Source organism: Maricaulis sp. ABE4_448 (genome assembly GCF_056160825.1).
Genome location: NZ_JBSWXX010000001.1, coordinates 1,307,936 through 1,318,083, shown reverse-complemented (window position 1 = coordinate 1,318,083; position 10,148 = coordinate 1,307,936). Strand labels below are relative to the sequence as shown.

At 64.6% G+C, this 10,148-nt stretch carries 11 protein-coding genes; 8 read left to right on the top strand and 3 right to left on the bottom strand.

Features of this window, described 5'->3' with window-relative positions:
* Positions 1-283 (top strand): hypothetical protein (locus tag ACXAJV_RS06465; RefSeq protein ID WP_475083257.1); only part of this gene is annotated, 283 nt, incomplete at its 5' end.
* A 401-nt stretch (positions 284-684) separates the two neighbouring features.
* Here ACXAJV_RS06465 and ACXAJV_RS06460 read toward each other — a convergent pair.
* Positions 685-1,113 (bottom strand): CBS domain-containing protein, encoded by a 429-nt coding sequence (locus ACXAJV_RS06460; RefSeq protein ID WP_475083254.1) that lies wholly within the window; start codon positions 1,111-1,113, stop codon positions 685-687.
* A 200-nt stretch (positions 1,114-1,313) separates the two neighbouring features.
* Here ACXAJV_RS06460 and ACXAJV_RS06455 point away from each other — a divergent pair, with 200 nt between their 5' ends.
* Entirely contained in the window at positions 1,314-2,630 is a 1,317-nt protein-coding gene (locus ACXAJV_RS06455; RefSeq protein ID WP_475083252.1) for a DUF2157 domain-containing protein, read from the top strand.
* Entirely contained in the window at positions 2,627-3,250 is a 624-nt protein-coding gene (locus ACXAJV_RS06450) for a GDYXXLXY domain-containing protein (protein WP_475083249.1), read from the top strand. The genes ACXAJV_RS06455 and ACXAJV_RS06450 overlap by 4 nt, the downstream gene beginning before the upstream one ends.
* A 1-nt stretch (position 3,251) precedes the next feature.
* On the opposite strand, the gene ACXAJV_RS06445 is transcribed toward ACXAJV_RS06450, so the two are convergent.
* Entirely contained in the window at positions 3,252-3,893 is a 642-nt protein-coding gene (locus ACXAJV_RS06445) for a rhomboid family intramembrane serine protease (RefSeq protein WP_475083246.1), read from the bottom strand.
* A gap of 162 nt (positions 3,894-4,055) precedes the next feature.
* On the opposite strand from ACXAJV_RS06445, the gene hfaA reads away from it, so the two are divergent.
* From hfaA to hfaD, 3 genes are read left to right on the top strand one after another with little or no spacing between them, the layout of a single operon-like run.
* A complete protein-coding gene (hfaA, locus tag ACXAJV_RS06440; protein WP_475083243.1) occupies positions 4,056-4,487 on the top strand; it encodes a holdfast anchoring protein HfaA in 432 nt (143 codons plus the stop codon).
* Positions 4,468-5,475, top strand: a complete 1,008-nt coding sequence (hfaB, locus tag ACXAJV_RS06435) for a holdfast anchoring protein HfaB (RefSeq protein WP_475083296.1) — start codon at positions 4,468-4,470, stop codon at positions 5,473-5,475. The genes hfaA and hfaB overlap by 20 nt, the downstream gene beginning before the upstream one ends.
* On the top strand, positions 5,390-6,628 hold the full coding sequence (gene hfaD / locus ACXAJV_RS06430; RefSeq protein ID WP_475083241.1) for a holdfast anchor protein HfaD: 1,239 nt from the start codon (positions 5,390-5,392) through the stop codon (positions 6,626-6,628). Before hfaB ends, hfaD begins: the two co-directional genes overlap by 86 nt.
* 1,120 nt (positions 6,629-7,748) lie before the next feature.
* On the opposite strand, the gene ACXAJV_RS06425 is transcribed toward hfaD, so the two are convergent.
* Positions 7,749-8,645: a hypothetical protein gene (locus ACXAJV_RS06425; protein WP_475083240.1), complete on the bottom strand. Its 897-nt coding sequence runs from the start codon at positions 8,643-8,645 to the stop codon at positions 7,749-7,751.
* Positions 8,646-8,839: 194 nt separating this feature from the next.
* Between ACXAJV_RS06425 and ACXAJV_RS06420 the strand changes: the two genes are divergently transcribed.
* Together ACXAJV_RS06420 and ACXAJV_RS06415 are read left to right on the top strand one after the other, a co-directional pair.
* Positions 8,840-9,400, top strand: a complete 561-nt coding sequence (locus ACXAJV_RS06420) for a PAS domain-containing protein (protein WP_475083238.1) — start codon at positions 8,840-8,842, stop codon at positions 9,398-9,400.
* Between the two features lie 57 nt (positions 9,401-9,457).
* Positions 9,458-10,081, top strand: coding sequence for a PilZ domain-containing protein (locus tag ACXAJV_RS06415; protein WP_475083235.1), 624 nt, complete (start codon positions 9,458-9,460; stop codon positions 10,079-10,081).
* Positions 10,082-10,148 lie beyond the last annotated feature (67 nt).

The window sequence follows — 10,148 nt, the reverse complement described above, 5'->3', positions numbered from 1 at the left end:
CCGCCTTTTTCAGAGTTTCTGCAGCGCGGCCCATCCAGTTGATTTCTCTTTCGAAAAACCTCGTGGCGCGGACCTTTATAAAGCGCCTATGAAACACCGAAGCCGGTTGGCCCCCCTCCGTTCCGGACCCGATCGTCTGGGCCGTCCCGGCGAGGAGGGGCGGCTTTTAAACCACCCCGTTTTGAAGTCAACCGCCTTTTTCAGAGTTTCTGCAGCGCGGCCCATCCAGTTGATTTCTCTTTCGAAAAACCTCGTGGCGCGGACCTTTATAAAGCGCCTATGAAACACCGAAGCCGGTTGGCTCCCCCCTCCGTTCCGGACCCAATCGTCTGGGCCTTCCCGGCGAGGAGGGGCGGCTTTTAAACCACCCCGGTTCGAAGTCAATCGACAAATTTCAGAGATGTGCAGTTCGTTTTGGCTGGCTGAAAACCGGCGAAAATTTCACTGCCCGGCGCATCGGTTTGAAGCACCGGCCTAGCTCTGAAAGACGACAAGACCTCGCATGATATAGAAACGACGCTGGTCCGCAAGGGAAAACCGCTGCGGCAGCGCCGGTGTGAGCGGGGTTCTACAGGACGCCGCGCAGGACGCAACCCCCTCCTGCGGAGATTCCTGCAGTTTTATGACAGAAAAGGGTGCCCTTCCCTTTCCAGCAAGGCGATTTGGAAACTGCACACACCGTGTTCAGGAGACGATATAGGCCTGGAGCGCCGCCGTTTCCGCTTCCATATCCGCAATCTTCGATTTCACGATATCGCCGATGGACACTATGCCGAGCATCTCGCCGCCATTCATGATGGGCACATGGCGCACGCGCCGGTCGGTCATCAGCACCATCAGATCGTTCAGCTCGGCATCCGGGGCCGCCGTCACGAAGGCCGGCGTCATCGCCTGGGATACCGGGCGTGTCAGCGCGGCGACGCCATGCAGGGCCAGTTCGCGCACGATATCGCGTTCGGAGAGGACCGCGACGGGGCGTCCTCCCGCATCATTCACCACCAGCGCGCCGATGCCATTGACGTCCAGCGCCTGGGCCGCCGCGGCCAGATCGGCGGACTCGGCGATCGTCACGACATCGCGTCCTTTCGACTTCAGGATCGTCTCTACACGCATTTGCCCCTCCCTCAGGGTCGGCTGAAGCCCCGGCAAACGGAGCCATCGGTTGCATGATAGCACAAACCGGCGCGGAGAGGACATCTCGGACGAAGCCCCGCCCCCGCCAATCTGCCCGATGTGAATCAAGCTTTCGTGGACAGGCGCCGCCCGCTTCGCCACCTTAAGCCGTCAAACGGGCAACCGGGAGGATTGCGCGAATGAGTTACAAGTCACGCCTGACAGGCGATCTGGACCGCTGGATCGAACGCGGCTGGATCGACAGCGGCCGCCGCGGCGATATTCTCGGCGATGTGCCGGATCCGGTACAGCGCTGGAGCGCGATCGGGGCGCTGGCGATTCTCGGGGCCGTACTCCTGGCCATGTCCGCCCTTACCTTCGTGGCTGCCAACTGGGATGCGATGCCGCGACTCGCCCGCTTTGCCACGATCCTGCTGGCGCTCTGGCTCGCCATGGCCGGCGCCGGACGGGCGCTTGACCGGGACGCCGGCGCGCTCGGCCATGCCCTCGCCCTGCTGGGCGTCGCCCTGTTCGGCGCTGCGATCCTGCTGACCGCCCAGACCTTCAACATGACCTCCTTCCGCAATACCGCCGTCCTGATCTGGAGTGTGGCCGGCCTGGCGACGGCCTTCGCCATTCCCTCCCGGCCCGTCCTCATACTGGCGACGCTGCTCGGCGCCCTCTGGGCCGGATTGGAGATTTTCAACCCCTTTGTCGACACGGCGATCTGGAGCTATCTGCCGCTCTGGCTGGTCACGGCATGGCTGGCCGTACGCCTTCGCTCCAAGGCATCGGCGCACCTGCTGGCCATCGGCCTGGCGCTGTGGGCCGGGCACGCGCTCTACTGGATAGACCAGCATTTTGACATCGCCGATGTCTCCGTGCATGCCGGCGCGACACTCGTTTTCGGCGCCCTCGCCCTTGCAGGCGGCCTGGCGCGAGATCGTGGCGTGACCGGCGGCGGTATCCTGGCGGGCTGGATGGCCGTTATCACGATGGCGCTTGCGCTGCTGCTGCAGGCCCAGTTCGACCGCCCGCCTGAGGCCGCCATTTCCAACGGCGCCTATCTCGCCCTGGCGCTGGGCGCGATGGCCGCCATTGGCGGGCTGCTTGTTCTCAGACTTGCCATCGGGCACCTGCGTCCCGGACCGGCAGCCGGCCTCGCCGGGATCGGCGCCCTCGTCTTCGTCACGCCCTACCTGCTGGCCGCAGCGGGCATTGGCGGTCTGTGGTGGCTGCAGCTGGCCTATGGTGCGCTCTTCTATGCCGGCGCCGTCGCGCTGATTCTCCAGGGCAGCCGGGAGAGCGCCGGTGCGACAGGCACGGTAGGCGTCGCCGCCTTCATCGGCCAGACCCTTTATGTCTATGGCGAAACCTTTGGCGGCCTGCTCGATACGGCCCTCTTCTTCTTCGTCGGCGGACTGATCCTGTTCGCAATGAGCTATGGGGTCTGGCGCTGGAAACGGCGGCAGCAGGCACCGGCCATGCCCGCACAGTCTGGGGGAGAGACCTCATGAACCGCCTCGCCCGCCTCTGCTTTATCGCCGCCCTGATGAGCGGTTTCCTGATCTTCCTCCTGACCACCCACCTGGAGCGCCGGGCCAGCAGTCCGGAAGTCCTGATTCCCGTCGAAGGCTATGACCCGCGCGACATCCTGCTGGGTCACTACGCCAATATCCGCACGCCCTTGAACCGGCTGGACGCCTATGCGCTCGCGGGCGATGACGGCTTTGCCGAGGGCGACCGTATCTGGGTGACGCTGGAGACCGGTCCCGATGGCACGGCACAGCCCGTCGCCCTGCACACCGCCCATCCCGGCAGTGGCCTGGTTGCTCAGGGCCGGGTCCGCCAGGTCTATGAGGCCTCTCGTCCCCTCACCCGGGAAACCGATCCGGAAACCGGCGAAACCCGCACTGTCCGCGAGGAACCGGAAGAGTTATGGATCCATGCCAGCTTCAATATCGAGCGCTATTACGCCTCCCGCGAGCGGGCCATCGCCCTGCAGAACCGGCTCCGCTTGCGCGACGTGACGGGGGATATCGGCGTCAATCTGATCCTCGCCATTCCGGCCGACGGCGCCCTCTTGATCAAGGGTTTCGAGGTCGACGGCGAACGGCGTCTGGATACGGTCTGGTAGGCTAGAGCGCGCGGCGGCCGAAGACCGCGATCAGCACCGGCGTCAGCACAATACCGGCCAGCGTACCGCCGATATGGCCCGCCCAGCTGATCGGAATCGGGAAGGCGAGCCCGGTCACCGCGATCACCAGGTTCAGCCCGATCCACGGCAGGGCCAGACGCAACATGCCGCGCCAGCCGCCCATCACCCAGCCGGCCGCCGCAATCAGCCCCGAGACACCGGTCGATGCGCCGCCCAGCTGCAGCGGGGCCCCGCTGTGCAGCGCGTATTCCAGCCCGGCCCCGGCGGCCGAACAGGCGAAGAACAGGATCATGAAACCGGCAAAGGCCTTCAGCCCTGTTCCGAAGGCCAGGCCGACGGCCCGACCGGCGCCGATCAGGACGGCCATGTTCATCGCCAGGTGCAAGAGTCCGAAATGGATAAAGACGTGCAGCAGGTAGGGCGCGGCATGTCCCAGCGGCTGGGCCGGCAATGGCGTGTCCGGCGCCGCGACAATCAGCACGCAAGTTGCAAAGATCCAACGGTCGAGTTCCGGGGAGAGATAGCCGAGCAGCGCGGCGCCGAGAATCAATCCGGCGAGCAGCAGCACGGCAGGTGGCATGGCATTGAAAACCGGCGCCCGCGGCGCGTCCCGATGCGGCACACAAATTCTCCCTGACGGCGTCCCGCACTGGTCCAGACGGGTTACCCATTCCTGAATTAATCCGGATTCCCCCTGCAGGGGAACGTACTTGGCGCCTCTCCCCCGCTGGCACACGCGTTGCAACGACACGGGCGAGAGACGCGTCTAGAAGGACACGACGATATGACACTGCGCAAGTTCCCGCCCGCATCCGCTGCCATTCTGGCTGTGACCGTTCTGGCGTCGGCTGCGCAGGCCCAGCAGGCCGAAACGACGGCCGGATGGGAAATTCCCTACGGTTCGCGCACCACCGCAACGTCCAGCCAGGCCTGGAGCGGAGCCGGTGCCAGTGCCGGTGCGGCCGCCCGGTCGGAAGCCGGCAATCGCGTGATCATCGACGGTGTTATCCAGACCGGCGTGGGCGTGTCATCGCAGGGCAGCCTGTTCGGCGGCGGCGTCGGATCCGGCGCCACGGCGATCGGCAACCAGCTCAACGTCAATGTCTCGGGCCGGTACAACACGGTCATCATCAATTCGACCCAGATCAATAATGGCGACATCAACGCCAACGCCAATGCCAACGGCAATGTGAGCACTGACAATGACCAAGACTAAGCTCCTTCTCGCAACGGTCGCCGGCGCCCTGGCGCTGACCGGCTGTGCGTCCACGGGAAATGGCGGCGGCGCGGACGGCCGCTATGCAACGCCGATCGGTGGCGCGCCCGTAACCGCCAATCCCACACCCTATTCCGAAGCGCTGGTCTGCCTTGCCAGTTACGCCCGGGCCAATAATCTGCGCTCGCCGCGCATCGCCGTGGGACGCCTGGCCGACTATACCGGCCGCGCCTCGCTGGAAGGCGGTGCCGCAGTGACCCAGGGCGCCTCGCTGATGGCGATCTCGGCCTTTGCCAAGGCCGGTGTGCGCCTGGTGGAGCGTTTCGATACATCCGTGTCGGAGCTGGAACTGCGCTATGCCAACAACCAGCTGATCCGCGACACCAATGGCCAGCAGCGCGAGATCCACGCCGCTTCGCTGCCCGGATCCGACTATCACCTGGTCGGCGGCATTACCGAGCTGAACTACAACATTCGCTCGAACGGCGTCGATCTCCTGGCCGGCGACCGTATCGACAGCGACCCGACGGGGCTGTTCTCGCGCCGTGCCTGGGTGATGAATATCGGCCTGGACCTGCGTTTGAACGATACCAGCACGATGGAAACGGTCGACGTCATCTCCTACCAGAAGCAGATCATCGGTCGCGAGATTTCCGCCGGCATCTTCGCCTTCTGGGACGATGCCGTGATCGACCTGTCCGGCGGCGGCCGCTCCCTGGAGCCGGTCCAGCTGGCCGTACGCTCGGTGATCGAGCGCGCCGTGCTGGAAATCTCGTCCCAGCTCTACGGCGTCGATGCCTCGTCTGCCTGTTCCTATTCCGACCCGATCGGCGGCGGCAGCCACACCAATGTCACCGGCGGTATCGATATCGCCACGGCCTATGGCTCGAGGGAGACCACGAATGTCCAAGCGCGCCTTTCTGTTGATCACGGCCATGAGCGCCGCGACGATAACGTGCGCAGCTACCTTCGCGGACGATACGACTGAGATTCTGAACGGCCAGATCAATCTCGACGCGGCGATCAATGTGGTCGCCGAGGGTGAGACCGACGAGGCCGGCGCCGCCACAATGGCGGCCATCGGATCCGCGAACGCGCTGACCGTCGACGTGATCGAACGTCATGATATCGCCTCGGAGCAGACCTTCTCCGGCGATGTGGAGGCACGCGCCGCAACGCAGGCCAGCATCATTCACGGGACGGCCGTCACCACCGCCTCCGCGATGGGCAATGCGGCCAGCGTGATCAATGATAATGGTATGGATGCCGAGATCGACCAGACAGCGCTGGACGGTTCGACCGTCTCGGCGACGGCAGAGCTGGAGATCGGCTCCTATGCCATTTCCTCGGTCACCTCGGCCACCGCCTCGGCCAATGCCTATGACGCTGTCAGCTATGGCGGCGAGAACAATCATGCCCTGCGCCAGGACAGCGGCGCCGATGTCAGCGCCGACAGCTATGTCCTCGCACCGACCGGCGGGCTGGGCTATGCGGCGACCGCGCTCGGCGCGGCCAACGGAAATTCGGCTCAGATCCAGGGCTATTACATGGGCCCGGACCAGGTCGCCGATATCGACCAGGACAATCGCGGCAGCATCTCTGCCCGCGCCCGCGCCGAATCGGGCGGCGGGGCCGTGTCCGAAACCGTGACAGCCTCGGCCAATGGCAATTCGGTCTGGATGCAGAACGAGAATGGCTATGCCCACATCCAGGGTACGCAGGATAATTCCGGCACCGTGACCGCCGACGCCTACGCCCAGGCCGGCAATTTCGACATCGATCTTATCGCCGTCTCCTCCGAAGGGGTCGGCAATTCGGCCATCATATCGAATCTCGGCGCCGACGCCTTCATGGGCCTGGACCAGACCAATAGCGGCAATGTCACCACCCTGGCCGGCTTTGACGGCAATGAGGGCGGCGCGGCCTTCGTCTCGGCGACAGCCTTCGGCAATGCCGCGACGACCTATGTCTGCTCGGAATGTGCCGCAACCGCCTATGGCAATAACAACCAGACCAATTCCGGCGCGATCACCTCGAGTGTGACCGGCCGTATGACCACCGGCAGCACCTTGTCCGGCACGGCCACCGCGATCGGCAATTCAGCGACCTATCAAAGCGTTTCCCCCTACAGCGGGAACTAGCATCACCGACCTGTTGGGGGAGGTGGAGAAACCCCGGGCCTCGCGTTGTGAGGTCCGGGGTTTTCTTTGTGAGATGGTCTCTTTCCCGTCTCCCCTACTTCCCCCTACCTCCCTTGCAGGGGTAAGCAACACGCTCTCTTTCTTCCCCACTTGGTGGGGAAGTGGGCCCTCCATCGCCTTGGGAGGGGTCGAAGGGGCCGGCGCGGAGCGCCGGGAGGCGGTGGAGCCTGTCGCTGACACACCGCCGCTGACGCGGCGCCCCTCCGTCTCGCCGCCTCGCGGCGATCCACCTCCCCATTCCATGGGGAGGAAAGGCCTGTCAGCACGAAATCCTCCACGGGCTTGCGCCCTGGAGCGATGAGAGGGGTGCGGGATGCACGGCGGACATCGTGTCCGATTTGAAGGTTTGGTGGTGATGCCCGAGGCATCCCGCACGCGGAGATTTACCCGGTCCCTTGCGGGACCGTCTCGAAACCTGCAGGCACGGGCCGGTCGAGCTTTTTGCCGGTGTCCCCGCAGATGGCCACGCCGGAGCCTGATGCTGTCACCCACCAGGCGCGGACGAGCTCCGCACGCTCCCGGGCACAAGGGACTGAGCTCATGCCTCCCATCCCGGAAACCGTCTGCGATGGTAAGGGCAAATGAGAGGGTGGGGATAAGTTTGCGGCCCAGACCCACGCACCGTCATCCTGACGAAAGTCAGGACCCAGATCGTAAAGCGGAATTTCGGATAACGCGGCTCAGATAGAATGCCGGCGATGTGCGGGATAAGTGCGAGATCGCGGCCATCCAGATCTATGAACTGGGCCCTGACTTTCGTCAGGGTGACGGTGTTTGATGCGGCGTTCTCACTCTAACTTCCTCCCTACACATTTCTCCCGGCCACCCGCTTTCGCGGGCGCAGGCCTCAGCCTGCGCAGGCAGGCTGCAGATCCGGGACCGACCAGAGATCACTTCAAGCGATGAGCTTCCCGTAGGTTCCGGCACTTCGCCCGGGAAAAGCGGGGGGGTTGGGTGAGGTTGACGCGGAAAGAATGGGCGGTCGCCCAAAAAAAGGCCCCGGCTGGGTGAGCCGGGGCCAGGCATGCCGAGTGGGCATGTGAGATTTTTGGACGGTGTGTCAGCGATAGCCGCCGACACCTCCGTCGAGCATGAGAGTCATGGAAACCCGCTCGCGGCGTTCGCGTTCCACTTCACGGCGCACGCGTTCGGTATAGCGTTCCTCGCGGCGCATGAAGATGAGCTTCACACCCGGCCCGTGACGGCGCAGCAGCGAGCGTTCATTGCAGTTGCGACGTTGTTCCTGGGCTTCGCAGTAGAGACGGCCACCCGCTTCGTGGCGCAGTGCCTCGCCCTTGCGGCAGGCAATCGTGGGCGCGTCATTCCAGTCGTATTCACCTTCAATGGCCCAGCCGATAGTGACTTGCATCGCCGTGCCGGCCATGCAGCGGTAGATCTCGCCGGAGTAGCTCGCCCCAACGCGGTCATCGGCATCGACGCGCGAGGCCGGATGCGGCGTGCCGCCATCGTCGACGCAAACGGCGCGCACGACGCGCCATTCCTCGACCCAGCGCGTGCGCTCTTCCTCGTAGTATTCGTACTCGGCCTCTTCTTCGATCCCGACCACGTTCAGGCCAGTGATCGCGGTCGCGGCAGGCGCGGTTGTCATCGGCGTGTAGGAGCCACCACCGATAAAGGTCATCGCCCCCGCACCGGCGCCCGCGCTGGCCGACGCATTGGCATTGGACGACGCGTTCACATTGGTGGTCACATTCGTGATCACATTGACCCGGGACGAGACATTCACGCCGACATTGATATTGCCGCCATGGATATTGATGTTCGGCACATTGACCGTATGTCCGCCGCCATGATTGCAGCAGGTCGGCGGCGGAGGCGGCGTGCAGCAATTGCCACCGCCCGAGCCACCGCCTCCACCGGCCTGTGCCGGGGCGGCCAGCAGGGCGAATGCTGCGCTCGCGGGAATCAGAAAAGCGTGCCGGGCTGATACGCGCATGGGCTTGCTCCTTACGTGCTGCCCCTGCCGATGCAATCCGCGGGCCGTTTTGGCGTCCCCCGCTCGCGCGAGCGGGGAAAGCCCGCCAACCGGCCTCACCCGAGACGGGTATGGCCCCGATATTGAACTCGCCGCTGCAACGCTCCGGGCCGGAACGGGCCGGGCCGCCTGATGACTGACGAGTGGAGAAACGGATGCGCCACGCGCAATCGCAAGCCTTGCACGCCTACTGGCAGACACGCCGCCAGGGAGGTGTTGCGCCGTATCGCACCGATATCGAGCCGCAGGACATTGCGCGCATGCTCGGCTATGTCTTTATCCTGTGGCGCGCCGACCCGGATCATCACATCTTCCGCCTGGCCGGAACGCATCTGTGCGATCTCTATCAGCGCGAATTCCGCGACCAGAATTTTCTCTCCTTGTGGCGCAGCCATGACCGCACCCATGTTCAGGCCGTGCTGGAAGCGTCCATAACTGGCACAGAACCGGCCTCGCTGATTGCGCGTACCGTGACGATGGACCGGCTGGACCTGCCGGTGGAGGTCAGCTTCCTGCCCCTGCGTGGTCCGTCCGGCGCGATCGACCGCACACTCGGCCTGTTCCAGCCACTGGAAGACATCGCCGCCCTGCGCGGCCGGCCGGCGGTGCGGACCGTGCTGCAGGAAGTGCATCCGCCGCTGCAGCGCGACAACCTGTATGCCGGCCTGTTCGGCGGAGCTGAAACCACACCGCGCAAAGTCGCAAACGATCAGTAAGCGCAAGCCCTTCTTAACGGCTATGGCCTAACCTGCGCCGCTCAGGAGGATGTCACCATGCATGACGGGCCGGGCCGACTGGACCGCCGGAAGATCAGGATTGCCACGCGGGGCGCCCAGGAGCGCCGCCGACATGCCCGCGTGCCCCTGCAGCTTCATGGTCGCTTCTGGACCGAGATGGAAGGCGAACACGCCTGCCGTCTGCTGGATATCTCGCCGGGCGGCGCGCGCTTGATGGCCCGCATCGTTCCGCCGGATCAGACCCGCCTCGTTCTGATGATTCCCAGTCTGGGACGTATCGAGGGACGCGTGGTTCGGCGTGAGGGTGAAGAATTCTCCGTCGTGTTCAACGCCCCGCAGCGCAAGCGCGACAAACTGGCCGATGCCATCACCTGGCGTTTCAACAAGGACCGGCTGGGTCTTGACGAGGACCGCACGGCGCCGCGCAAGCCGGGCCGCGGCCGCGCACGCATCGTCCTGGCCGATGGCGTCATGATCCAGGCCAATGTGCTCGACGTTTCCGTAACAGGGGCTGCCTTCGAATGCCTTGAACGCCCCCGGATCGGTGAGCCGCTAAGTGTCGGTGAAATGTCAGGACGAGTGGCGCGAATTCTGGACAACGGGTTCGCGGTCGTGTTCGATCCCCCCCAGGCAAACACCAGCGGTCCCGAAGCAGCATAAACTTGAGTCTCTGCCTGCCGGATCCGGCGCTCCGAACGCTGTGGGGCCCGCTCTGGCCCGTTTCTTG

Excerpts from the sequence above, each read along its gene's own strand:
- ACXAJV_RS06460 (WP_475083254.1), bottom strand. The coding sequence starts at position 1,113 with ATGCGTGTAGAGACGATCCTGAAGTCGAAAGGACGCGATGTCGTGACG.
- ACXAJV_RS06455 (WP_475083252.1), top strand. The coding sequence starts at position 1,314 with ATGAGTTACAAGTCACGCCTGACAGGCGATCTGGACCGCTGGATCGAA.
- ACXAJV_RS06450 (WP_475083249.1), top strand. The coding sequence starts at position 2,627 with ATGAACCGCCTCGCCCGCCTCTGCTTTATCGCCGCCCTGATGAGCGGT.
- hfaA (WP_475083243.1), top strand. The coding sequence starts at position 4,056 with ATGACACTGCGCAAGTTCCCGCCCGCATCCGCTGCCATTCTGGCTGTG.
- hfaD (WP_475083241.1), top strand. The coding sequence starts at position 5,390 with ATGTCCAAGCGCGCCTTTCTGTTGATCACGGCCATGAGCGCCGCGACG.
- ACXAJV_RS06425 (WP_475083240.1), bottom strand. The coding sequence starts at position 8,645 with ATGCGCGTATCAGCCCGGCACGCTTTTCTGATTCCCGCGAGCGCAGCA.
- ACXAJV_RS06420 (WP_475083238.1), top strand. The coding sequence starts at position 8,840 with ATGCGCCACGCGCAATCGCAAGCCTTGCACGCCTACTGGCAGACACGC.
- ACXAJV_RS06415 (WP_475083235.1), top strand. The coding sequence starts at position 9,458 with ATGCATGACGGGCCGGGCCGACTGGACCGCCGGAAGATCAGGATTGCC.